The following is a 25,553-nucleotide window of genomic DNA, read 5'->3' on the forward strand; positions in this document are numbered from 1 at the left end:
TCTGATCCATTCGGGCATAGACCCTGCACATGAGCTTGGCTGGCCTCCACCCTTTCGATAGGCCGTACGAAGGACTGCTTGGGGCACAGACCCTGTGAGACATGAGAGGGTAAACCACGAAAGTGTTTGGTGGAGATCCGAGGTGCGTACCAAAATCTAGAAGACGGTGCTACACCGTCTGGTTTGGTACACCCTCAAACGGGTCCGCCCACTCACATCACACATTTTGCGGTCTGGGTACGCAAGGAGTCAAATGCGAAATCGTGCGATTGAGTGAGAAAAACGAAGAAAAACCTACTTTCCCTGAGAGAGGATGTTCATGCGAGGACTCACGTCCGGCGCGGTCAAGATGTAGCTCCACCGATTCAAACCACTGCGCCGATGGCAGCACCCATCAACAAGGAGGCGATTGCAAAGTGCCGAGGAACAAACCCAATCTGTTGCTTTTGGGAATCGACAGCTTGCGCGCAGACCACATGAGCCTGTATGGCTACCAGCGGCTGACGACACCGCACATCGACCGCTTTGCCGAGGGCGGCGCCGTATTTGCACACCATTTTAGTCCGAGCATTCCGACAACACCCGGGTACGCGTCGATGCTCACCGGTATGGACTGTTTTGGAACGGACGTAGTGGCCCTGCGCCACGGCGGACCGCTGGGCAACCATGTGACAACGTTGGCAGAACTTCTGGCTTTGCACGGGTACAACACCACTTGCGTCGGATTCACCGGTAACCCGGCGGCGCGCGGTTTCCAGAAGTACCTCGACTACGAGGCCTGGATTCCCGACGAGAGTGGACGGTGTCCGAAAGCCGAGAACCTGAACGAGATCGCTATCCCGGAACTAAAGCGGTTGGCCGGGAACGACGAGCCGTTCTTCCTGTTCATCCGCCACATGGACCCGCACTCCCCGTACCTCCCACCACGACCGTTCGAACGGCTGTTTTACGGGGGAGACGAGTACGACCCGGACAACCATTCGCTGGAGCCGGTGTACAACTTCAAGCCGTTCGCGGACTTCTTCAAGTCCTGGATGCCGGAAGGCTGCACCGATAGTCGTTACATCGACGCCCAGTACGACGGTGCGATTGCGTACATGGACGCATGCATCCAAAACATTTTCAGTGCGCTAGCCGAGCTTGGCATTGAGGAGGACACGCTCGTCGTGGTTACCGCTGATCATGGAGAGACCCTCAACGAACACGACTGCTACTACGACCACCATGGCCTGTACGAGTGCACTCTCAAGGTGCCCCTCGTGTTCCGTTGGCCGGGGAAGATCCCGGCGGGCCAGCGCTACAACACCACCTCGCTGATACAGGACATCATGCCTACCATCGTTGATTTGCTCGACATCGATACGGACATCGCCTTTAACGGACGGAGCCTAGCGCCTTTATTCCGGGGAGAGGCGAGAATTCCGGACACCGAGTTTTATATCACGGAGTGCACTTGGATGCGCAAGCACGGCTGGCGGACACCGGAGTGGAAGCTGATTCGGGCGTTGGAGCCAGACTTCCACTTCAAGCCCGAGGTCGAGTTGTACAACTTGCTGAAAGACCCACTGGAGCTGCATAACCTTGCCGACGAGGAACCGGAGATACGGGCCGTTCTCGAGGCGAGGATGAATGATCACATCGCCAGGCGCGAGCGGGAGACCGGTCGCACCAATCCGATGTACGTGAACCTGGGCTGGCACGGCCTCAAGCGCGGGCCGTTCACCTCGTCGCAGGAAGCGTACGACACACTGTACATCGGATCCATCAAGACGGCACAGTCGCTGCAGGCCAAGTCGAGGTAGCAATGACTTTGTTTTAGCCTGTCGCAAGCGGCGTAGAACGGAGGCGTTGCCCGGTGTCGGTACAGTCCAATTTTCTGCTGATTGTCGTGGATCAGCAACGATACGACTGCATCGGATACGCGGGGCGTTATCCGGTCCAGACACCCGCCATCGATCAGCTCGCTCGTGAAGGGATTTGGTTTTCATCGGTATACAGCCACATTCCGCTCTGCAGTCCGGCTCGGCAGTCGCTGATCACCGGCCGCCGGCCGGAAGCTTTCGGGAACTTGTGGAACTACGACAACGGGCTGAAGGTCGGGGCCCTCAATCCCGCAGAGTATGCGTGGCCGCGCGCGCTTGCGACGCTCGGGTACCGGACCGGTTACATTGGCAAGTGGAACGTCCACCCACACTATGCGCCGACCGAGTACGGGTACAGCGAGTACCTTGGTCTCGGCGAGTACGAGCGGTATCGAGGAGGAGAAACGATGAAGCTAGGTATCAACACAGTGCTGTTCGGAGGATACGACCTTGCAACAGCTGTTCGCTACATCAAATTCACCGGGTACCAGGGCGTTGAGTTGGCGTCCATTCCGGGAATGGTCGAACACCTTACAGATACGGCTACGGACGCAAACGTGCGGGAGATCCGCCAACTGGTGGAGGACGCGGGCCTGGAACTGTACGCCGTCGAGGCAGCGACTGACATCTTGGTGGCAGAAAACCGGGAGCGGTCGCGGCAGGTGTTTGAACGAGCCCAGAAGCTTGGCATTCCGGTGGTCACCATCGGCAGCAGCGGCGTTTCCGACGACGAGGCGAAGTTCGAGGCGTCGCTTCGCGCCATCGAGGACCTGGCTCAGGCTGCGGGGGACCTTGGGGTCAAATTTGCGCTGAAAATCCACTATGGGCAAAGCGTGTACAATACCCAAACCGCGCTTCGCTTAATGGAGGAAGTTCGGCATCCGGCCCTCGGGCTGAACTACGACCCGACGCACATCGGCCGTGTCGGCGACGATCCGGTTGCGGCGCTCTTGGCCCTTAAGGACCACATCATTCACATTCACATTCGCGACACGTTGATCGAACAGTTGAAAATCGCGCCGCCGCCGCTGCAGGTACCCGGTCGCGGTACGACGCCGCTTACGGAAATTGTGCGGACCGTGGTGGAAATCGGGTACCAGGGCGCGGTGGACCTCGAGATCATCGGTGCCAACCGTCTGGAACTGCCGGAAGTCGTCGCCATCGCCGCAGAGAGCCGCGGATATCTGTCACGTCTGTTCGAGGAAGTAGAAGCGCAAGTAGAAGCACAAGTCTAGTAAAAATGGAACGGTGGGGGATCTATGACACTCAAAGTGGCCGTCGTTGGGGTCGGGAACATCGGTTCGATTCATGCGCGCGTCTATCACGAGAATCCGAAGACAGAGTTGGTCGCGGTGTGCGACGGCATCCGCGAGCGAGCGGACGCGGCTGCGGCGAAGTATGGAGCGCGGGCGTTCTACAGCGTAGAGGAGATGATTGCGAGCGGCATTCACCTCGACGCCGTGAGCGTCGCCACCAAGGGCGTGGAGAACGGGAGCGAACACTTCACGCCGACGATGCAGCTTTTACGGGCCGGCATCCCAGTGCTCGGCGAGAAGCCGATTTCCAACCGGATCGACGAAGCTGAGCAGATGGTAGAGTTCGCGAAGAAAAACCGGATTCCATACGCCATCAATCTGAATCACCGCTTTACCCCGGCCGCGGTGCGGGCCAAGGAATGGGTGGACGCGGGTCGACTAGGCAAGTTGCACATGATCAACATGCGGATGTGGATCAACAACCCGGTGGAGACTTCACCGTGGTTCCATCTGCGGGCCCTGCACCCGCACTCTTTTGACGTGATGCGCTACTATTGCGGCGACGTGGCTCGGGTGGCCGCCTTCATGATGAAAGGTGAAGGGCGGAGCATCTGGTCGAACACGCAGGTTTTGCTGGAGTTCAAGAGCGGGGTCATCGGCCACCTGGTCGGCAGCTACGACGCGGGAGCGAGTTACGGTCTGGAACAGTGTGAAGTGGTCGGGGCGAAGGGCCGGTTTGTGCTCGAGGACGCCTGCGAGGTGTTGACTTTTTACCCACGCTACAGCATCGAGACGGAGACATACCGCTACTTAGGGGGCATGCGCTCGTTTAATGAGACGTTCAAGAGCCGCATCGATGCCTGGATTGAACAACTGGATCAAGGTGTCTCCTCTGAAGAGGTGGACGGCTCGGCGGCGGATGCGCTGGCGGCTCAATACATCATTGAGGCGGCCATCCGCTCGTTTGAAACGGGCACGATTGTCGAGTTGTAACGGTTGTCCGAAAGAGGGGCCAGGTCGTCGACGTCCGACCGGTCACTTCGCACGGCTATGGAGGGAACCCCTTGTGAAAATCATCTTTGTGTCATTGGACACCACGCGGGCCGACCGACTGGGGTGTTACGGCTACCCGAAACCCACCACACCACACCTTGACCGCATCGCGTCGGAGGGGGTGTTGTTTGAGTCTGCCTACGCGGCCGATATCCCAACGGAAGTGGCGCACACCGACATCTTTACCGGAAAAGTGGGCCTCACCACCGGCGTCGTCGCACACGGAGCGAGTTTGCACCGCTTGCCAAAGCACACACCCTGGCTGCCTGCCTTGTTGCGCGACGCCGGGTTTTTAACCGGCGCGGTCGACAACCTGTACCAGCTTAAGGAGTGGTTTGCCCGCGGCTATCGTTATTACATCAACTCGGCTGGCCCACAGCGGTGGATTGACAGGCGGACAGTCAACGACCTGGCCATGCGGTGGATTCGCGAGCACCGGTCGGACGATTTCTTTCTTTTCCTTCATTACTGGGACCCGCATACGCCCTATCTGCCGCCGGATGGATACGTGGAGCGGTTTTACGACGGGCACGATCCGTACGACCCGGCAAACCACAGCATGGACGCGGCGTACAACCACCGCGCGTACCCGTTTTTTAAGCACCATCACTACCGTCTCCTTGGACCGGTCACGGACGCCGAGTATGTGAGTGCCCTGTACGACGCCGAACTGCGCTACCTGGATGGCCTGCTGCAGGAACTGGACACGTGTTTGGTGGAGGAGGGTTTGTTCGAGGACACTCTTCTGGTTCTGTTCGGAGACCACGGGGAGAGTCTCACCGAACACGACATCTTCTGGGACCACTGCGGCCTGTATGAGACCACGGTCCACGTGCCGCTAATGCTGCGCTGGCCCGGGCGAATCCCGGCTGGTCGGCGCGTCAAGGGCTTCGTGCAGCAGGTCGACCTAATGCCGACGATACTCGAGGCCGCGGGTGTCCCGGTACCCACTGACCTCGACGGGCGGAGCCTTTGGCCGAGCATCGAGGGGCGGGCGGATGGCATCTGGGACACTGTGTTTCTCAGTGAGTGCGCCTGGCAAGCCAGCCGCGGGATGCGTACGGGGGAGTACAAGTTCATCCGGACGCTCGACGCGGGTCCCTTTGTCCGACCGCCGCGCGAACTGTACAACCTGCAGAGCGACCCGGGCGAAGAACACAACCTGGCCGATTCGCTGCCCGATGTCGCCTCAGAACTGGAGGGGTTGTTGGACGCGTGGGTGGCCGAGAAGCTCGCGGGGCGCGCCGATCCGATGGAGATTGTCCTGCGCGAACAAGGCCTTCCCTTTCGCCGCCGGATCGAACAGATTCTCCTTGACGTCGGCCTGACATGGGAGGAGTGGTCGGCCGCACCCGACAGGGACCGCTTCGACGGAGCGTATGCAAAGGCGAGGAGGCAGTGACCGACATGAAGCACAGGGGAGTGACGGTTTGGTTGACCGGGTTGAGTGGCGCCGGCAAGACAACCCTCAGCCAGTGCCTGGCGCACAAACTGAGGCTTTGCGGCTGCAAGGTGGAGGTACTGGACGGGGACGCGGTCCGCAAGACGTTGACGAAAGGACTTGGGTTTAGCCGCGAGGACCGCGTCGAAAACGTCCGCCGCATCGCCTACGTGGCGCACCTGCTCACACGCAACGGGGTCATCGTGCTGGTGTCAGCCATATCGCCCTATCGGGTAGCGCGGGACGAGGCGCGGCAGCTGATTGGCGACTTTGTCGAGGTGTATGTCAACGCCCCGCTTAAGGTCTGCGAACAGCGAGACGTGAAAGGGCTGTACAAACGGGCGCGTGCCGGCGAGATCGCCCACTACACCGGCGTTGACGATCCGTACGAGCCTCCGCTTCACCCGGACGTGGAGTGCAGGACTCACTTGGAATGTGTCGAAGAGAGTGCCGAGAAGGTGCTGGCCAAAGTGCGCGCTCTCGGATACCTTGAGGGAGTGCACGAAACGGTGTCCTGTCAAGAACCGTAGGATAGACCAGGGGGCGGGGCGTTCTGGCGATGCCGATGCACGAGTGGCTTGGTTTTCCGAACAAAATATCTGGTGCAACTCACGCATAAACAAACACAAACAAAGAATATGTGGTATAATAGGACACATATCACGTAGGGATCCGTGCATCGGCAGGCTTCTCTGTTGGCTCGTGGGGTTTCTCGTAGGCTTTATAGACACGTCGCCACTCAAGGGAGTGTTGAACGACGATGATGAGTGATCACAATTCCAGCAAGAACAAGGACGGAATGGTTAGGGTCTCTGAAAACACGTTGGATTCCATCAAATCCAGACTCAAAGCGCTCATAATCGAAACCCCATCCTGGGGATATGCCAACAGCGGGACTCGCTTTAAGGTGTTCAAGCAACCCGGGGTCCCGCGCGATCCGTACGAGAAGCTGGAAGATGCGGCTCTCGTTCATCGATTGACCGGTGCCTGTCCAAAGGTGGCCATCCACATCCCGTGGGATAAAGTGGATGACTACCAGGGCCTTAAATCGTATGCCGAGGATTTGGGCTTGCAGATTGGTGCCGTCAATCCGAACCTGTTCCAGGATGACGAATACGCGCTCGGAAGTCTCTGTCACCCGCGCAAAGAGGTGAGAGACAAAGCCATCGGCCACATGCTCGAGTGCGTGGACATTATGAAGGCCGTCAATTCGGATGTCCTGAGTCTGTGGCTGGCCGACGGCACAAATTATCCTGGGCAGGACGACTTTCGCAAGCGCAAACACTATTTAATGGAAGCTCTCCAACAAGTGTACTCCGAATTGCCGGAAGGCGCGCGGCTGCTCATCGAATACAAGTTTTTCGAACCTGCCTTCTACCATACCGACCTTCCGGACTGGGGAACGGCCTATAGCTTGAGCCTGAAGCTGGGCGACAAGGCACAGGTCTTGGTGGACCTGGGGCATCATCCGCAGGGTACAAACATCCCCTACATTGTGGCAACGTTGTTGGACGAGGGCAAACTGGGTGGCTTCCACTTCAACAATCGCAAATACGCGGACGATGACCTGATGGTTGGCGCGATTGATCCCTATGAACTCTTTCTCATTTGTCTGGAGTTGGTCAGTGCGGCCGAGGACCCCAGGACGGCAGCTGGCGCAGCGCAGGTGGCGTACATGATTGACCAGTCTCACAACATTGAACCGAAAATTTCGGCGATGTTGCGCTCGGTGGAAAACATCCAGACCGCGTTTGCTAAAGCACTGTTGGTACCGCGGGACGAGCTCGCGGCAGCGCAGGCGGAAGGCGACGTGATTCGCGCGGAGAAGATTGTCTCGGATGCCTTTCAGACGGACGTCCGGCCGCTGTTGGTGGAGGTTCGGGAGGAACTAGGTGTTCCGGCCGATCCGCTGGCCGCCTACCTGGAGAGTGGTGAAGCAGAGAAGCGGCTGCAGCGGGGGACCGGGGGGCAAGGGTGGACGTGAGGGCCAGGTGGCGCGGATTTGCGGCGGATTTGGGAGCGAGCAACGGACGTACAGTGCTCGGCGAGTTTGACGGGAAGGTGCTCTCACTGCGGGAACTGACGCGGTTTGCCAACCATCCCGTGACGCTGGGGGATACGGTGTACTGGGACTTCCCCAGATTGTTCCACGAGGTTTGGCAAGGCCTCTTGAAAACGAGGCTTACGGGTGGGGTGCGGACGCTTGGCATTGACACCTGGGCGGTTGATTTCGGTCTGTTGGATAAACACGGTGAGCTTCTGGCCAATCCCCGTCATTACCGCAATCCGCACTTCGCCCAGGCGATGACTCGTGTATTGGCGCATACGTCGAGACAGGAACTGTTCCAGCGCACTGGAATTCAAATCCTACCTATAAATACCATATTCCAATTGGCCTATTTGGCAATTGAGCGTCCGCAGCTTCTGGCCGCAAGCCAGCATGCGGTGTTGTTGCCGGACCTGTTCACCTACTACTTGACCGGGGAGTTGGCGAGTGAATTCACGAATGCCACGACGACACAGCTATTGCGTCAAGGAACAGCGATGTGGGATGCGGAACTGCTCAAGGCGGTCGGGCTTCCATCCGGACTGTTCCCGCCGGTGGTGCATCCCTTGCACCGACTCGGCCAGCTGCGTTCTGAACTTCGCGAGCAGCTCGGGACGGATACCATTGAAGTCGTCAATGTGGCCGAACACGACACCGCCTCGGCGATTCTCGCACTGCCGTGCGAATCGGAGAACGTGGCATACATCTCGAGCGGAACCTGGTCGTTGGTGGGAACGCTGGTCGGGCGGCCGCTCATCACGGAGCAGACCGAACGCTTCAACTTTACCAACGAAGGCGGCGTGGGTAACTACCGGCTGTTGAAAAATGTGATGGGGTTGTGGTTGCTGCAGGAGGTGCGGCGCATCTGGCAAACGGAGGGCCGGGAGGTTTCGTTCGCCGAGATGGCAGCCTTGGCCGAGACAGCCCCTCCGATGACGTGCGTGATAAATCCGGACGCAGACGTGTTTCTCGCTCCGGACCACATGGTGCGCGCCATACGCGCCTACGCGGTACAATCCGGGCAGCAGCCCCCGGCGACGGAAGCGGCACTCCTGCGCTGTATCCTCGAGAGCCTGGCGCTCAAGTACCGTTACGTATTGGAACACCTGGAGCAGGTGACCGGGCGCCGCTTTGACGCGATTCACGTAGTCGGTGGCGGGGTACACAACGCCACCCTCTGCCAATGGACCGCAGATGCTACCGGGAAGACGGTGATTGCGGGACCGGCCGAAGCGACGGTGGTCGGCAATCTTTGTGCGCAGCTGGTGGCGGACGAGGAATTGAGCGGTCTCAACGAGGTTCCCGCGTTAATCCAGCGTTCGTTTCAACAGACAATTTACACGCCTAGCGCCGAAGACGGACGCTGGGACAGCGGGTATGAACGGTTATTGGCGCTGGTGAATGAGGAAAACGCTATGCCGACCAGCACCCCATTGGGACAGGCTGGCAGGACGAACCGTTAACAGGTAGTCCGGAAAGGTCTTTCCGGACACGCAGTTGAAAGGAGATCATCTTTCATGACGGCAACCTTTGTTCAGACTTCCTTGCGGGAATTAGTAGAACGATCCAATCGGTTGGGGTCGGATCGATCCGTTTGCAACTGGGGCGGTGGCAACACGTCGATGAAAACGGAGGAGACCGACTTCCGCGGGCGTTCAGTGAAGGTCCTGTGGGTGAAAGGGAGCGGATCGGACTTGGCCGAGGCGACGGAAAAAAACTTCACCGCGCTGCGCCTGGATGACGTCCTGCCGCTTTTGGAGCGGGACGCGTTGAGCGACGAAGAGATGGTCGAGTACCTGTCCCATTGCATGTTGGACGCGCGCCATCCGCGTTCTTCCATTGAAACGTTGCTACACGCGTTTCTGCCGTTCCCTCACATTGACCATACTCATCCGGACAGCATCATTTCGTTTTGTTGCGCGGATAACGGCCGTCAGCTCGCAGAGGAGCTGTTCGGCTCGCGCATGGTCTGGGTGCCTTACGTACGGCCCGGGTTTCAACTCTCCAAGATGATTGCCGAGGCGGTGGCCGCAAACCCCAACTGCGAGCTGGTGCTCATGGAGAAGCACGGTCTCATTACGTGGGGCAATACGTCCGAGGAGTGCTATGAGAACACCTTGCGGGTGATTCGCGAGGCGGCGGATTTCATCGCAGCCCGGATAAACCCGGAAACGGTGTTTGGTGGCGCTCGGCACGAGGCGCTGCCAGAATCGCGGCGAAAAGCCGTGGTCGCCGAGGTACTCCCTGTGGTGCGCGGGCTCGTCTCCGAATCGCAGCGGATGATCCTCACGTATGACGACGGCGAGGACTTACTGCAGTTTGTGAACAGCCAGGACGCCCCCGCGTTGTCGCAGGTGGGCGCGGCGTGTCCGGATCACCTCGTGCACACTAAGCGCGTGCCGCTGTTTGTCGACTGGCGGCCGGACGAGGAGACGGTGGAGCAACTCCTGGACAGGCTGCGCGAGGGTATCGCTGCCTACCGCGCCGCCTACACCGTATACTTTGAGCGCAATACGGACGGTCAACAGTCCATGGCCGATCCGTTCCCGCGCGTCATTTTGATTCCTGGCCTCGGCGTCATCGGCACAGGGAAGACGAAGAAAATGGCGAACGTCGCGGTGGCGCTGTATCGTCGTGCGGTGGCGGTGATGAAAGGGGCGACCGCCCTCGGCCGGTTTGTGTCACTCGATGAACACGAGTCGTTCCGTGTTGAATATTGGCCGCTGGAACTGTATAAGCTTTCGCTCGCTCCGCCGGAAAAGGAGTTGTCTCGCCAAGTGGCATTGGTCACTGGCGGTGCCGGCGGCATCGGCAGCGCGACCGCCGAGCGCCTGGCGGCGGCAGGAGCCCACGTCGTGATTGCCGACATCAACGTGGAGCGCGCGAACGAGGTGGCGGAGGAGCTGGCGAGTCAGTTTGGGGAAGGCACGGTCACGTCCGTTTACTTGGATGTGACGCGCGAGAAAGCGGTGGAGGACGCCCTGCGGGAAGCGGTTTTAGAATACGGTGGACTCGACCTGTTGGTCTCGAATGCGGGCTTGGCCAGTTCCGCTCCGGTGACGGAAACCAGTCTTGCGGAGTGGAACCGGAACCTATCGGTACTGGGCACTGGCTATTTCTTGACCTCGCGGGCCGCGTTTGCGATTATGAAGCAACAAGGGACAGGCGGCAGCATTATCTTTGTAGCTTCCAAAAACTCGGTGTACGCGGGCAAGGATGCGGCTGCTTACAGCAGTGCCAAGGCGCTCGAGATCCACCTCGCTCGCTGCCTGGCGGTCGAAGGCGGCCCGTATGGGATTCGCGTCAATTGCGTGCTCCCTGACGCTGTCTTGCAAGGTTCCCAGATTTGGAACTCAAGCTGGCGTGAGGAGCGCGCTGCGGCGTATGGAATTTCCCCTGATGAATTGGAAGAGTATTATAAGAATCGAACCCTCCTGCACGTCAACGTGGTGCCGGAAGACATCGCCGAAGCGATTGTGTTTTTCGCCTCGGCCCGCGCGGCGAAGACCACCGGGTGCATGTTGACCGTGGACGGCGGCGTGGCGGCAGCCTTCACCCGGTAATGCAGGATGAAAACTCCCAATGGTAAGTCGGTGATGAGTTCAATGTTGATGGCAGACCGGCACCGCAAAATTGTGGAACTGGTGGAGCGCGAGGGAAGTGTGCGCGTCTCCGAACTCAGCGAGCTGTTCCAGGTGACCGAAGAGACGATACGGCGGGATTTGGATAAGCTGGAAGCCGAGGGCAAGATCCTACGCACGCATGGTGGCGCGGTGCGCAGTGACGAGCCTGGGTTGGAGATCCCGGTCTCGGAGCGGGAAATCGAACGGATTGAGCAAAAGCGGGCCATCGCCGCGAAGGCGATAGAGTGGGTTGAGCCAGGAGATCAAATTATCCTGGACGCCAGTACGACCGCGTGGCAGATGGCGAAGATTTTGCCCGACATCCCGCTAATTGTGGTTACCAATTCGGTCAAGGTGATCATGGAGTTGGCCGGCAAGGACAACATTCAGGTCATTTCGGTGGGCGGAAACCTGGCCGCCAGGTCGCTCTCGTTTGTCGGTCCCTTGGCCGAACGTTCGCTGGACAACTACCACGTGCGCAAGCTGTTTATGTCGTGCGGCGGCTGCCATCTGGACTATGGCATCAGTGAGGCGACGGAAGAACAGGCACGAGTCAAGGCGAAGATGATTGCCAATGCGGATGATGTCATCCTGTTGGTGGATTCGAGCAAGTTTCAAAGGCGTGCGTTCACCCAGATTGCGCCGGTCGAGACGGCGGACGTGGTGATTACCGACGCCGAGGTGGACCCGGGTATCGTGGAACGGATGGAAGGCTTGTCCATCTCGGTGCACATTGTTCAGGAATAGGTTGTGGGCTGTAGGGACGATTACCCCCACCGGAAGGTGGGGGTTTTTTGTTGGATAAAGAGCCTTTAGAAAATCCATAGTGAACGTATACACAAAGGTAACAGAACCTTCACGAACGACAGCTAATCTGAGCATGCGCGGATTTTCGACCGTCGTGCGGACGAGCTGGTCCGGTGCCCGCGCCCAAGCTTCCCGTACGAAATGGGGGAAATGGCTCATGCTCTATTTGCTGGACCTTGCGCTTCTATATGCATCGGTTGTCTTGTCGTTTCTCCTTCGCTTTGGTACGCACTGGCCGACGGCGAACTGGGAGGCTGCTCTGCACCTGTTGCCGTACCTGTTAGGGCTGGCGGCACTACTGAGCTACCTGCTCGACCTGAACGGTGGGCCGCGCCGCAAGCGTATGGGCGAAATTGTCCCGATTCTCGTGTTTTTGAACGGGGCCTTATTTGTCCTCTGTCTGGCCCTCTCATTTTGGACTCGCCAGTTTGCGCTCCCGCGCAGCATCGCGGTCACCGCGTGTCTGGTCAATCTCCTGCTCGGCGTGCTCCTGCGCGGCGCTTGGCAGCGGATCAAACAGCGGTCCTTGCCCCGCCGGGCGGTGTTGGTGTGTCGCTCGGCGGGCGAGGGACAGGCCTTGCGGCGGCAGCTCCAGTCGGTGTCGACACCGCTGTTCCAGGAGCTGCGGATTGCGGCGGCGGGAGCCGAGCACCTGCGCCCACTCGAGGCCGACACGGTCATTCTCAGTCCGAACCTGCGTTGGGAGGACCGACAACAGATGGCGCTCACGGCGCTTGAATCCGGGCAAGAGGTCAAGGTCATGCCGTCGGCTGCGGACCTGATGCTGAGCCGATGCTCCGTGGAGCAACTCGGCGATACGCTGTTGTTGTCGATGCATCCGCTCGGCATCTCGGCGGCAGATGCCCTGGTCAAGCGCGTGATTGACGTATTGGGTGCGCTCGTTCTGATGCTCGCCACTGCCCCCATCTCCCTCCTGTTATTTCTGCTCATTCCGCTCACGTCCCCCGGCCCCGCGCTGTATCGGCAAGACCGCGTGGGCCAGAACGGGCGGGTCTTCACCATTTACAAGTTCCGCACCATGATTCCGGAGGCGGAACGCACAACCGGCCCGGTCCTGGCCGCCGCGGGCGATCCGCGCGTCACCCCGTTTGGCCGCATCTTGCGTGCCACTCGTCTGGATGAGCTGCCACAGCTGTTCAACGTCCTTAAAGGGGACATGAGCCTGGTCGGCCCCCGTCCCGAACGTCCGGAGTTCGTCCGCCAATTCGAAATCCGCATTGCGGGGTACGGTCTGCGGCATGTGGTTCGGCCGGGACTGACCGGACTGGCCCAGGTGCTTGGCGAGTACTCCACCGATGCGGCCGAAAAGCTGCGTTATGACCTGTGGTACGTGCGCCACTATTCGCCCGCACTCGATTTGAAAATCCTGCTCCAGACCGTGTTTGTTGTCCTGCGTCCAAGTCGGGCGCGTGGGGTTAAGACGAACCCCATCCCACTGGACGCCAGTGTCAAGTCGTAACGAAAACGATGCAAAGGTTGAGGAGGCGCCTACATGCTACAAACGACTACTGCGGCTCAACAGCTGCTGGAGCGCATTCACAGCCGCACGGCCATCGTGGCGGTCGTCGGTCTCGGCTACGTGGGTCTGCCGTTGGCGGTGGAAAAGGCGAAAGCCGGGTACACGGTCATTGGGCTCGACCGGAACCCGCGCCGTGTAACCGCGGTTAGCCGAGGCGAGAGTTATATCGACGACGTCTCGACGCTCGAACTGGAACCTTTGGTGACAGCTGGACAGCTGCGGGCGGGTCAGGATTTCGACGTCCTCGTGGATGCGGACGTGATTGTCATCTGCGTCCCGACGCCATTGACGAAAAACCTTACCCCTGATTTGCAGTACGTTCGGCACGTGACGGAGGAAGTTGCGCAGCGACTGCGACCGGGGCAGTTGGTTTCGCTGGAATCCACCACTTATCCGGGGACGACGGCCGAGGTGATGCTGCCCATCTTGTGCCGGAGCGGACTCCTTCCCGACCAGGACTTTTTCTTGGCCCATTCCCCTGAGCGGGTGGACCCCGGAAACAAGCTGTTCACCACCAAGAACACTACTAAGGTGGTGGGGGCGATTGGGGAAACCTCGTTGCGTGTGGCGTCCGCCTTTTATGAAACCACCATCGACCGGGTGATTGCGGTCAGCAGCAGTCAAGCGGCCGAGTTGACCAAGGTGTTTGAAAACACGTTTCGAGCGGTCAACATCGCGTTGGTCAACGAGTTAACGATGCTTTGTGACCGACTCGGGTTATCCGTTTGGGAGGTGTTGGATGCTGCGTTCACCAAGCCGTTCGGCATTATGCCGTTCTATCCTGGTCCGGGCGTGGGTGGCCACTGCATCCCTATCGATCCTCACTACTTGGAATGGAAGGCGAAAGAGGTCAACTTCCACACGCACTTTATTTCCCTGGCGGGCGAGATCAACCGCAGGATGCCTGAGTTCGTCAAGGACAAGGCGGTGCGTGTTTTGAACGACGCGGGATTGGCCATTTCGGGTGCCCATGTGCTGTTGGTCGGTCTCGCGTACAAAAAGAACGTCTCCGATGTTCGCGAGTCCCCCGCGTTGGAGGTCATGCAGCTCCTGCATCAGGCCGGGGCAGAAATCGCCTATCACGATCCGTTCGTCCCCGAATGTGTGACGCCCATCGGTTTGCGAAAGTCCGTTCCGCTAACCGATTCGGTGCTTGCTCGCCAGGACCTAGTCGTCATTACGACCAACCATGACGAGGTGGATTATCGGCGCGTGGTCGAGCTGTCCCAGCGCGTCCTCGACACCCGCAATGCCACGCGGGACGTGCCGGAGAGAGATGGAAAGGTGTGGTTGTTGTGACTCAGGTGGCGGTCATTGGTGCGGGGCAGTGGGGCCGGAATCTCGTACGTACGTATGCCAAGCTCGGGGTGCTAGCGGTGGTGGCTGATGTGGACGAGACGGCGCGCGCCCTGCTCAGCCAGGAACACTCGGAGGTGTCGTGGTGTACGGATTTCCGACAGATTTTGCAGAGTGACATCCCGGCGGTGGCCATTGCGACGCCGGCCGCCACGCACTATTCACTCGCCCGCGAAGCGCTGCTGGCGCACAAGGATGTGTTTGTCGAAAAGCCGTTGACCCTGTCGGTCAGTGAGGCGCGGCGTCTGGTGGAGATCGCACGGCGGACAGGGCGGGTGCTGATGGTGGGCCATCTGCTCCTGTTTCAGCCGGGGATTCAGAGGTTGAAGCAGTTGATTGATGAGGGGAGGGTGGGCGTTGTCCGCAGCATCCATCAGGAGCGGGTCAAGTTGGGCCGTGTGCGCACCGTTGAGGATGTGACGTGGAGTCTTGGCGTGCACGACCTGGCCGTGCAGCACTTTCTCATCGGTACGGCGCCAGAGCGGGTGCGCGTGGTGGCACAAAACGTGCTGCCGTCCGGGGTTGCGGATGACGCCTATCTACACCTGGGATACCCTGGCGGGACGTGGAGCCATCTGCATGTTTCCTGGCTGTGGCCCATCTCACGACGGAGTCTGACCGTGATTGGCAGTGAGGGCATGTTGGTGTTCGACGAGATCGCCCAAACCTTGACGTATCACCACAAGGGGGTTCATCCCAATCTCGAGGTGTACGACGAGGGAGAGGAGATGGTCCTCTCTTCCAGCGAATCGGCGTTGGAGTTGGAGTGCCGTCACTTTCTCGAGTGTGTCGAAACGCGCCGGAAGCCGATTGCGGACGGGAAGCAGGGGTTGGCGGTGGTCCAGGTGCTGGAGGCTGTGGCGGAACAGCTACGGGTCAGGCGTCGTGTGCGGAGAGGGGGATACCGGTGAACGAGTCTCTGTATGATGTCCACCCCTCCGCCTGGGTCGACGAAGGGGCAACGATTGGGGAAGGAACGCGCATCTGGCATTTTTGCCACATATCCAGCCGCGCGCACATCGGTCGGGACTGCAATCTCGGACAGAACGTGTTTGTCGCAGATAACGTCGTCATCGGCAACCGCGTGAAGATCCAGAACAACGTGTCGGTCTACGAGGGCGTTACCCTCGAGGACGAGGTGTTTTGCGGTCCAAGTGTGGTCTTTACCAATGTCCGCACACCGCGCAGCGGCGTGCCGAGATCGGCCCATGAGTATGAAAAGACCCTGGTCAAGCAAGGGGCGACGCTTGGGGCCAATGCGACCATTGTCTGCGGCGTCACCATCGGCAAGGCGGCCTTAGTCGCGGCTGGTGCGGTCGTTACCCACGACGTTCCCGACTACGCACGGGTGGCCGGCGTTCCGGCGCGTCTGGTGGGTTGGCAGTGTTGGTGCGGCGAAAAGCTCACCTTTACCGCAGGCGAGGCCCGTTGTCAGTGCGGGCGGGTGTACCGCCGGAGTCAAGACGGTGTAAACGCGATTGTTACTCAGGACGGTCTCGCCAGGCATGAAATACCGACCGTACAGGCGAAGGGAGCGACTCTTTGATGACCGTTCAGACCCCCTTACGGATTCCAATTTTTCATCCGGGAACCGAGTGGAACGCCTTGTCCGCGGAAGTGCTGGCGGCCGTCGAGCGTGTGCTCCGGGACGGACAGTTCATCCTCGGCCCAAATGTGCGTGCCTTTGAAGAGGAAGTAGCCGCCTACCTCGGCGTGCGTCATGCGGTCAGCGTCAACTCCGGAACGGATGCCCTGGTCATCGCCCTGCGTGCGGCTGGGATTGGCCCCGGGGATGAAGTCATCACGACGCCGTTCACGTTTTTTGCCACGGTGGAGGCGATACACCACGTGGGCGCCTCGCCCGTGTTTGTGGATATCAATCCGGATACGTTTAACATCTGCCCAGAGGCTGTGGAGTCTGCGGTCACGGAGCGGACCAAGGCACTGCTGGTGGTGCATCTGTTTGGTCGCTCGTGTGCCATGGATGGCTTACAACGGGTGGCTGAGTCGTATGGGCTCCGGTTGGTGGAGGACTGTGCGCAGGCGTTTGGTGCCACTTACCGCGGCCGTAAGGTCGGAACGATGGGTGACGCCGGGTGTTTCTCGTTTTTTCCTTCCAAAAATCTGGGGGCGATTGGGGATGGCGGCCTGATTGCCACGAACGACGACCGTCTGGCTGAATTTGCTCGCATGCTGCGCACGCATGGGGGACGGGACAAATACCGGAACGAAATGGTCGGTTACAACTCGCGGTTGGACGAGGTGCAGGCTGCGGTTTTGCGCGTCAAGCTGCCGTATGTGGACGCTTGGAACGAGCGGCGGCGGCAGATAGCGCAGGTGTATAACGCAGCTTTTGCGGGTCTTGACGGGGTGAACACCCCGGAGGGCGCTCCGGAGTTGGAGCATGTGTATCACCAATACACGCTCCGCTTCCCGGCCGCGGTGCGCGACGCTGTCCAGCAACGGTTGGCTGAAGCCGGTGTCGACAGTAAAGTGTACTACCCAGTGCCTGTGCACCGACTGCCGCTGTATGGCGAGGGCCAGCCTGCGCAGCCGGAAGCGGAGCGAGCGGCGGCGGAGGTGTTGTCCCTGCCGATGTGGCCGGGGCTGGGAAAGGAACAGCAGGAGCGTGTCATTCAAGCCGTGAGCGAGGTGTACCAATGGGCCATGTCGCGTTGGGTGTGAGGACGAGGGGGCTGAAGGCGTCCTTCTTGCGCGAGACAACCCTGCTGGTGGGCGGTACCGCGCTGGCGCAAGGGATGGCCATTCTCGCCACACCACTACTCACACGGGTGTACGGACCTGCCGATTTTGGCGTCTACGCCACGTACACGAGCCTGCTGTCGATTCTCGCCGTTCCGGTGTGTCTGCGCTATGAACAGGCGATTGTGCTGCCCGAAGACGATGTGGAATCGCTGCGCGTGTTGGTGATTTCCTTGTTGGCAACCCTTGGGTTTTCGCTGCTGGTGTTGGCCCTGACCGGGTGGTTTGGAGGTAGCCTGAGTCGGCGACTGCACGCTCCCACCCTGGGGAACCGCCTCTGGCTTTTGGCCGTGGCGCTGGCAGCCACCGGGCTCTACCGGGCGCTGAGCGCCTGGGCAAGCCGGCAGGCGCGCTTTCTCGCGGTGGCGCGGACAAAGGTGACCCAAGTCCTCGGCCAGTGCGCGATTCAGGTGGGCCTGGGCGCTGCCACACACAGTATAACTGGCTTACTGATTGGGGATGTGGTGGGTAGAGCGGGCGGATCGACCAGTTTGGCCATGGGATTGTGCCGGCGCAGCGTATGGCAGGGGCTCAGCTGGCGGGAACTGGGACGCACCGCCCGCCGCTACGCACGCTTTCCATTGGTGTCCACCTGGGCGAGCCTCTGCAACGCTCTCAGCCTGCAGCTGCCACCGCTTTTAATGGAAGGGTTGTTCAATCCCACGGTAGCCGGCTGGTACTCCTTGTCCTACCGCGTCCTGGCGGCGCCCTTGACGCTGATTGGCCAGGCGGTAGGACAGGTGTTTTACACCCGGGCGGCGCGCCTGACCGACGATAATTCCCAACTCGCACGCCTGACGAGCGGCGTGGCGGTGTACCTCTTGGCTGCGGGCATGCCGCTGTTTACGTGGCTCGCGGTAGCGGGCGAGCAGGTGTTTACGCTCGTGTTTGGATCCCACTGGAGCACCTCCGGCGTGTATGCGAGTTGGCTGTGTCCGTGGTTCCTAGTGTGGATGGTCAGCAATCCCCTAAGCAATCTGCTGTTCATTCGCAATTGGCAAGGCTTGAACCTGGCGGTCACTCTGGGGGAACTAACGACGCGGGTGGCCTCGGTATGGGTGGCGAGTGTGTGGGCGTCGCCGGAGTGGGCGATGCGCCTGCTCTCCGGCGCCGGTGTCGGTGTGGCCGTGTTGTCCCTCTGCCTGTTCCTGCGGGCCGCTCGCGCCTCGCGGGTCCAGATGTTGGCACGGATGTGTCTAGTGCTGATGACGGCACTGCCGTTTGTTCCTTTGTACCTGGTTGCACGAGCGTTCCCGATGCCGGGGTTTTGGCTGCTCTCCGTCGTGGGGATTGGCCTGCACTACGTCGCCTTGGGGCTGCTCCTGTTTTGGCAATCGGGCAAACGGTGGGGGTGGACAGCGTGAGAATCATTTATGTCACGTCCAGTTTTCCGTACGGTCCGGGGGAAGCGTTCCTGTTGCCGGAGCTCACCTACCTGCGGGATGCAGGGCATGACCTGTGGCTGATCCCGCTGTTTGCCAAGGGGGACGTGGTGCACAGCGGGGCGCAAGCCTTCCTTCCGCAGACACTCGTCTGGCCAAAAGCCAAAGCCCGGCTCCTGCTCCAGGGGTGGGTTTGGTTGCTGCAGAACCCGGGTCTGACCGTCACCACGGTTCAATCTGTACTCTCCAGCCGGACCTTTGGCATGCGCCTCCGGAACTTCTACTGCCTCCTGTTGGCCGCAGCTTTGGCCAGTGACTACGGCAGTTGGGAGGCCGACCTGATTCACGCCCACTGGCTGCATTACCCATCCAGTTTCGCCATGCTGCTCAGCACCCTCACTGGGCTGCCGTGGGTGGCGACCGGCCATCGCAACGACATCCTGGCCGACAACCTCCTCGGTGAGAAACTGGACTCCGCCGGCTTTGTGCGCTTCATCTCTGAATCAGGCCTAGAGGCGGCTCGCGCTCTCGCTCCAGAGGCAAACTTTCGCCACGCCTGCGTCTTGCACATGGGGGTGGATGTGGGACAAATGAGAACGCCAGGGGAAGGGCAAGTTCCGTCGGGACCGCCGGTTCTGTTATGTCCAGCCCGACTCAGCGAGGTCAAGGGCCAGCGCTACCTGCTGGAGGCGGCGCGCCAGGTGCTTCAACGCGGCCAGAGATTTTCCCTGTGGCTGGCAGGGGATGGGCCGATGCGAAACGAGTTGGAGACTCGCGCGAAAGAGTTGGGGCTCGCGGAGGTGGTTCGCTTCCTAGGCGTGGTCGACAACGAGACCCTCAAATCCTGGTATGTACAAGGCGTCGTGCAGGCGGTCGTCCTGCCCAGCCTGCATGAGGGGATCCCGGTCGCCTTGATGGAAGCGATGAGCTGTGGCGTACCCGTGATTGCCACGGCAGTGGGGGGGACGCCGGAGTTGGTGCGCGACGGGGCTGGCATCTTGGTGCCGCCTAAAGACGCGACGAGCTTGGCGGACGCGATGGAGCGCATACTGACGGACGCGCAGGCCTGTGCGGAGATGTCCGCGGCGGCCTCGCGCGTAGTGGCCGAATCGTTTTCGATTGAGCGAATTGGTCCGAAACTGGAGGAACTGCTCGGCCAGCACGTCCGGCTGACCAGTGGATTATACGGAGACCGTCTGGCCCCATCGGATGCGGCTGTAAGGCCAGCGAGAGAAGAGGTCTGATGTGTGATGTCCATGTGGAAAGTGCCTGTATCGACGAAGTCATCCGCCTTAGCAGGGCCACAGCCGCTGGCGTGGACCATAGTCGAGAACGGTTTTTTATTCTTGTTCCCGCTTACGGCTGCGCTCGGTCCCTACCTGTTGCCGCTGCATGTTCTGGGAATCAATGCCTATGGGTTTCGCGTTTTCGTGTTGCTTTGTGCGGTTGTGTCGGGTGTGGGCTGGTTAAGACGGCCGCGTCTGCCGCGTGCTCCGATTCTGATTGGCTACCTCAGTCTGGGTGCGCTGTGGGTCATTTGGGGTGGTCTGTCGCCCCTGTGGGCCGGTAAGGCGTCTCAACCACTGGCCTTGTTGGATGTGGTGCTCGGCTTTCTCGTTGCACTCCCGCTTGCACGTATTGCGAATCGTCCGGCTGAAGCGCAGCTGGTCAGTCTGCGCCGCGGTTGGGTTGCCGCCTATCTGGCAGCTTTGGCGGTGGCGGCTTGGGAACTGGTGAGCAATCACCATCTGCCCGGGTATTACGCAGAGCACGCCTCGCCATGGAAGCTTCACCACGTAGTCATCGCGACCTTTGAGAACCCCAACAACTACGCTGCGTTTATCACCCTTAGCCTACCCTTTCTGTGGTGGTCGTGGCGGTGCGGCGGCCGGGTCGCAAAGGGAGTCTACGGTGTCCTGCTGCTGACTGTGCCAGCCCTGCTCGCCCTGACGGCCGGGCGGCTTGGGATTATCGGTGCAGTCCTCGCATTGGCCTTGCTCACAGGGTTCCGCGTGCGCACCCTGCGCGGGCTGATCTGGGCCGCCTGCGGCTGGGGCGTGATGTACCTGGTATTTCAGGCTGGTCTCAGCTTCAGCGCCTCCGACGCGGAGAAAATCCGTCACACCTTAGGTACGCCCACATTCTCTGGTGCCGAACCCCTGGGTTCTATCGGCCAGCGTCTGAATCTGATTCGGAACGGAATTCACTTCACCCTTCTCTCTCACGGTTTGGGCTTTGGGCCGGGGAGCTTTGAGTACCTAATGAGCCACCACGTAGGTATCTACCCGACCGGCGGCATCATCAATCCGCACAACTTCTGGATGGAGGTGTTGAGCGAATACGGCGTGATTGTGTTCTGCGGCTTGCTGTTCTGTCTGGCGGCGGTCTTCCTGGCCGCCTGGCGGGTGCGCAGGGACACACCCAAAACACAGGTTAACATTCGTGCCGCCGCTGAGGTGGTTCTGGCCGGTCTGCCCGGATATGGCTTTGCCGCCATGGAACACAGTTCCTACATTAACCAGCCGGTCAACTGGGCGTTCCTCACTTCCATAATGGCCATGGCGGTTGTGTTACGCGGCTTGACCGCGTCGGCTGGGGAGAAGATCGAGGCAAGTCAGGAGGGGGACAGCCGTCCACGAGTGGTGCACCTGACCAGCGTCCATGGGGCCACAGACACCCGAATTTTCATCAAGGAGTGTCGCACCTTAGCTGCGGCTGGGTATGAGGTGGTCTATCTCGTACCCGGCGGCCAGGGAGGATGGCAGGATGGCGTGCACATTGTCTCGGTAGGCGACCGAATGAACCATCGGCTGCTGCGGATGACGGTGCAGGTGTGCCGAGTGCTGTGGTGGTGTCTGGCAAATTCCGCGGACCTCTACCATTTTCACGATCCAGAACTGCTTTGGGTGGGCTGGCTCCTCAAGGCGCTCCGGAGACGGGTTATTTACGACGTGCACGAGGACGTCCCGCAGCAGATTCTATCACGCCACTGGCTTCCCAGGTGGGTGAAAAAACCGCTCGCTTGGTGGATTGGGCGCTTGGAGCAAGCCACCGTGCGGAAGGTGGATGCGGTGGTTGCAGCCACCCCTTTTCTCGCCCAGCGCCTTAGGCCTGCTGCCCGGCGCTGCGTGGTGGTGCGAAATTATCCGAGGATTGAGGAATTGAAGCCAGCAGCACTGGAGAAACGGGCGATCCGTACGCCGGACAAAGCCTTGGTCACCTACGTGGGCGACCTGACGGCGCCGCGCGGGGTGTGTGAGATGGTGGCGGCGATGGAGAAGGTGAATACCAGATGTGAAGCCGTATTAGCCCTGGCCGGTCACGTTTCTCCCCCAGAGTTGCTCACCCGTCTCAGCCAGACGGCTGCTTGGCAATACGTCGACTACCAAGGCTGGCTTTCTCGATCCGAGGTGCGAAATCTGTTGCATCGCTCGGATGTCGGGTTGGTGCTGATTCACCCTGAGCCTCGCTATCAGCAGGCGTATCCGGTGAAGCTGTTCGAGTACATGGCGGCGGGCGTGCCAGTGGTGGCCTCCAATTTTCCAGTCTGGCGCGAGATTGTGGAAGGCAGTCAGTGCGGGCTGTGTGTCAATCCACTCGATGTTGACGCCATCGCGGAGGCTGTCTGCTGGATCTTGGAGCATCCCCAGGCGGCTCGGGCCATGGGCCAAAACGGGCAGGCGGCGGTTTGCTCTCGCTACAGCTGGGACTCCGAGGCAGAGGCGCTGCTGGCATTGTATGGCGACCTGCTGGGCCTCCCTGCGGCGAAAAATTTCCCTGTCGAAGACGCACCCGTCTGGGCGTCGGCCAGCGCGCTGAAATAGCAGGTCCGGAAAAGCAAGTCCGGACCAACCTCTGAAAGGGTGACGTACGTGAGTACCGGGTTTTGGCTGACCGTGCTGCTGATCGTTTTTCCATACACCGGATACCCGTGCTTGCTGTGGGCGCTGACAAAATGTATGCGGACACCGCAGAAATCGCGAACACCTGACTCCGTCGGGCCTGCGGCGTCCTTGCCGTCGGTGAGCCTCATTATCTCGGCGTACAACGAGGCCGACGTCATTGAGGACAAACTGCGTAACACGCTCGCCATGGATTATCCCAACCTGGAGGTGGTCGTGGTTTCGGACGGATCGACCGATGACACGGAGGACATTGTCGCTCGGTTTGCGGACGCTGGTGTGCGGCTTGTGGGCCTGCCTCAGAATCAGGGGAAAACCGCGGCACAAAACTGCGCGGTAGAGGTCTGCCGCGGGGATATCCTGGTTTTTTCTGACGCCAACTCCATGTACGCTCCAGACGCCATCTCGGAGCTGGTAAGGCCGTTTGCCGACGCCAATGTGGGCTGTGTTTGCGGCGAGCTTCGGTATACGTCGCCAAGTTCGGGCGGATCGGCCGCGGAGGAAGGCGTCTACTGGCGGTTCGAGCGCTGGATAAAGCGACTGGAGGGCCGCCTGGGATTGCTGTTAGGGGCAAACGGCTCCATTTATGCCGTCCGGCGTGCATGCTACGTTCCCCTTCCGGCTGACATCATCAGTGACCTGGTGGAGCCGCTCTTCGTCTTAGCGCAGGGTAGGCGCGTGGTCTACGTCCCGAGCGCATATGCCATGGAGTCGACGTCCAGCACAATGGGGGTCGAGTTTCGCCGCAAACGCCGCATTGTCACCCGCAGTCTGCGCGGGGCGTGGTATGCAAGGCGCATTCTTTCGCCCTGGCGGCACCCACTGTTGACGCTCTTGTTCCTCAGCCATAAAGGGTTGCGCTGGCTGGCGCCCGCCTTGTTGGTGGCTGCGTTCTGGTTGAACGCCCGTTTGGCCCTTAAGTCAGAGACTTACGCGGTGTTACTCACCATGCAACTCGTGTTCTACCTGTTGGCTGGGATTGGCGTGTTGGCGCCGCGGCTGAAGAGTCGGCTGGTCACGCTGCCGACCTACTTCTGCGTCGTGCATACGGCCGCGTTATTAGGGCTGTGGCACGCTATCTGCGGCGGCAAGGTGGTCACCTGGAAGCCGTCGCGCTAAGGCCTGCACGCTGCCGTGTCTCAGGCGTGGGAACTTCATTCACTACGAGGTGAGAAACGTGAAGGTGATTGTGATTGGCGCGGGGTACGTCGGTTTGGTCACGGCCGTTTGCCTCGCGGAGCTGGGGCATCAGGTGACGGTCCACGATACGGATGCGGATAAAATCAGCCGCTTGCAGGCCGGGCGAACGCCGTTTTACGAGCCTGGACTGGAGCAAGCACTGCAGACGCAGGTGAATCTGGGACGGCTGGAGTTTGTTGGTACCGTGAGAGCGGACTGTGACTGGCAGGTGGCGCTGGTGGCGGTGGGTACACCCGCAGACGCGGACGGCGGGGCTGATCTGCGGGCGGTGTTTGCCGCGGCTGCGACCTTGGCCCGCACCTTGCCACTCGGGGCGGTGGTCGCGTTGAAAAGCACAGTGCCGGTGGGGACGGCCAACCGGATTGGCAGGTGGCTTGCCATTCACGGACGCGAGGATTTGCGAGTCGCTTCTGTACCGGAGTTCCTTCGGGAAGGCTCGGCCCTTGCCGACGCTCGCCAGCCCAATCGCCTCGTTATCGGCGTAGAGGACGAGGGTGCGTTGACGGTGTTGCGAGAACTGTATGCCGGGGTTGACGCCCCGGTGGTTTACTGCGACTGCGCCAGCGCGGAAATGACGAAGTATGCGTCCAACGCCTTCCTGGCGACGAAAATCTCGTTCATTAACGAGATTGCCAACATCTGCGAACGGACGGGAGCGGACGTCCGGCGTGTAGCTGAGGGCATGGGACTTGATCCACGCATCGGACCGGATTTTCTCCGCGCCGGGCTGGGCTACGGCGGGTCCTGCTTTCCCAAAGACACGCAGGCGTTGGTGCGCATCGCCGGGGATGTGGACTATGACTTTCAACTCCTCAAGGCGGTAGTCCGCCGCAATCAGGAGCAACGAACCGAGCCGGTGCGGCAGTTGACGGAGTGGCTGGGGGATTTGTCCGGGAGGCAGGTGGTGTTGTTGGGCGTAGCCTTCAAGCCCCACACCGATGATGTCCGCGAGTCTCCAGCGCTGGACCTAGTCGCCTGGTTGTGGCAGCGCGGCGCCAGAATGCGTTTGGTCGATCCGGTGGTCCGCCGCGTCCTTTTGCCGGAGCTGGGTGTGGTCAAGGTGATGTCGGATGCCTACACAGCGCTTTCTGGCGCGGATGCGGCCGTGCTGGTGACGGAATGGCCAGAGTTTGTCCAACTGGATTGGCTGCGGGTGCGACAGGCGATGCGGCAGCCGTTTCTATTCGATGGCCGTAACGTATTAAATCCGCAACAGATGTTGGCTATGGGCTTCACCTTCCGTAATTTTGGCTGCCGTACACTGCGCCTGGCCGGCCAACTGAAGTGACGGTTGACGGAAGCGGCGGTCCAGTAGCCAAGA

19 protein-coding genes are annotated in these 25,553 nt (G+C 60.4%); all 19 read left to right on the top strand.

The genetic code is table 11. The features are described 5' to 3' along the window. Window positions 1-416: 416 nt before the first annotated feature. Window positions 417-1,802 carry a sulfatase family protein gene (locus H522_RS0114205; protein WP_026962854.1) on the top strand — a complete coding sequence of 462 codons (1,386 nt, stop codon included), beginning with the start codon at window positions 417-419 and terminating at the stop codon, window positions 1,800-1,802. Between the two features lie 53 nt (window positions 1,803-1,855). After that, window positions 1,856-3,097 carry a TIM barrel protein gene (locus tag H522_RS20695; RefSeq protein WP_051344299.1) on the top strand — a complete coding sequence of 414 codons (1,242 nt, stop codon included), beginning with the start codon at window positions 1,856-1,858 and terminating at the stop codon, window positions 3,095-3,097. Window positions 3,098-3,121: 24 nt separating this feature from the next. Further along, on the top strand, window positions 3,122-4,111 hold the full coding sequence (locus H522_RS0114215) for a Gfo/Idh/MocA family protein (RefSeq protein ID WP_026962855.1): 990 nt from the start codon (window positions 3,122-3,124) through the stop codon (window positions 4,109-4,111). 73 nt (window positions 4,112-4,184) lie between these two features. Next, window positions 4,185-5,573, top strand: a complete 1,389-nt coding sequence (locus H522_RS19575) for a sulfatase family protein (protein WP_051344300.1) — start codon at window positions 4,185-4,187, stop codon at window positions 5,571-5,573. A 5-nt stretch (window positions 5,574-5,578) separates the two neighbouring features. Continuing rightward, window positions 5,579-6,142 (top strand): adenylyl-sulfate kinase, encoded by a 564-nt coding sequence (cysC, locus tag H522_RS19580; RefSeq protein ID WP_051344301.1) that lies wholly within the window; start codon window positions 5,579-5,581, stop codon window positions 6,140-6,142. Window positions 6,143-6,375: 233 nt separating this feature from the next. After that, entirely contained in the window at window positions 6,376-7,596 is a 1,221-nt protein-coding gene (rhaI, locus tag H522_RS0114230; protein WP_155836467.1) for an L-rhamnose isomerase, read from the top strand. Next, window positions 7,593-9,122 carry a rhamnulokinase gene (locus H522_RS19585; RefSeq protein WP_081412170.1) on the top strand — a complete coding sequence of 510 codons (1,530 nt, stop codon included), beginning with the start codon at window positions 7,593-7,595 and terminating at the stop codon, window positions 9,120-9,122. Before rhaI ends, H522_RS19585 begins: the two co-directional genes overlap by 4 nt. A gap of 54 nt (window positions 9,123-9,176) precedes the next feature. Then, on the top strand, window positions 9,177-11,222 hold the full coding sequence (locus H522_RS0114240) for a bifunctional rhamnulose-1-phosphate aldolase/short-chain dehydrogenase (RefSeq protein WP_026962857.1): 2,046 nt from the start codon (window positions 9,177-9,179) through the stop codon (window positions 11,220-11,222). Window positions 11,223-11,264: 42 nt separating this feature from the next. Next, entirely contained in the window at window positions 11,265-12,029 is a 765-nt protein-coding gene (locus tag H522_RS0114245) for a DeoR/GlpR family DNA-binding transcription regulator (RefSeq protein WP_026962858.1), read from the top strand. Between the two features lie 217 nt (window positions 12,030-12,246). Beyond that, window positions 12,247-13,569, top strand: coding sequence for a sugar transferase (locus H522_RS19590; RefSeq protein ID WP_051344303.1), 1,323 nt, complete (start codon window positions 12,247-12,249; stop codon window positions 13,567-13,569). A 33-nt stretch (window positions 13,570-13,602) separates the two neighbouring features. After that, window positions 13,603-14,928 (top strand): nucleotide sugar dehydrogenase, encoded by a 1,326-nt coding sequence (locus H522_RS0114255; RefSeq protein ID WP_026962859.1) that lies wholly within the window; start codon window positions 13,603-13,605, stop codon window positions 14,926-14,928. Beyond that, a complete protein-coding gene (locus tag H522_RS19595; protein WP_245578132.1) occupies window positions 14,916-15,896 on the top strand; it encodes a Gfo/Idh/MocA family protein in 981 nt (326 codons plus the stop codon). The genes H522_RS0114255 and H522_RS19595 overlap by 13 nt, the downstream gene beginning before the upstream one ends. Next, window positions 15,893-16,531, top strand: a complete 639-nt coding sequence (locus H522_RS19600; RefSeq protein WP_051344304.1) for an acyltransferase — start codon at window positions 15,893-15,895, stop codon at window positions 16,529-16,531. The genes H522_RS19595 and H522_RS19600 overlap by 4 nt, the downstream gene beginning before the upstream one ends. Then, a complete protein-coding gene (locus tag H522_RS19605) occupies window positions 16,531-17,670 on the top strand; it encodes a DegT/DnrJ/EryC1/StrS family aminotransferase (protein WP_035454133.1) in 1,140 nt (379 codons plus the stop codon). Before H522_RS19600 ends, H522_RS19605 begins: the two co-directional genes overlap by 1 nt. A gap of 26 nt (window positions 17,671-17,696) precedes the next feature. Next, window positions 17,697-19,112 (top strand): lipopolysaccharide biosynthesis protein, encoded by a 1,416-nt coding sequence (locus H522_RS19610; protein ID WP_162143516.1) that lies wholly within the window; start codon window positions 17,697-17,699, stop codon window positions 19,110-19,112. Next, window positions 19,109-20,374 carry a glycosyltransferase family 4 protein gene (locus tag H522_RS0114280; protein ID WP_026962860.1) on the top strand — a complete coding sequence of 422 codons (1,266 nt, stop codon included), beginning with the start codon at window positions 19,109-19,111 and terminating at the stop codon, window positions 20,372-20,374. Before H522_RS19610 ends, H522_RS0114280 begins: the two co-directional genes overlap by 4 nt. Before the next feature lie 6 nt (window positions 20,375-20,380). After that, window positions 20,381-22,954 (top strand): glycosyltransferase, encoded by a 2,574-nt coding sequence (locus H522_RS20700; protein WP_155836464.1) that lies wholly within the window; start codon window positions 20,381-20,383, stop codon window positions 22,952-22,954. 48 nt (window positions 22,955-23,002) lie between these two features. Next, complete coding sequence (locus H522_RS0114290; protein WP_081412166.1) at window positions 23,003-24,151, top strand: glycosyltransferase family 2 protein; 1,149 nt, start codon at window positions 23,003-23,005, stop codon at window positions 24,149-24,151. 58 nt (window positions 24,152-24,209) lie between these two features. Further along, window positions 24,210-25,520 (top strand): UDP-glucose dehydrogenase family protein, encoded by a 1,311-nt coding sequence (locus tag H522_RS19620; RefSeq protein ID WP_051344307.1) that lies wholly within the window; start codon window positions 24,210-24,212, stop codon window positions 25,518-25,520. The last annotated feature ends 33 nt before the right edge of the window (window positions 25,521-25,553 follow it).

The sequence above is a fragment of the Alicyclobacillus herbarius DSM 13609 genome, assembly GCF_000430585.1.
Classification (GTDB): Bacteria; Bacillota; Bacilli; order Alicyclobacillales; family Alicyclobacillaceae; genus Alicyclobacillus_G; species Alicyclobacillus_G herbarius.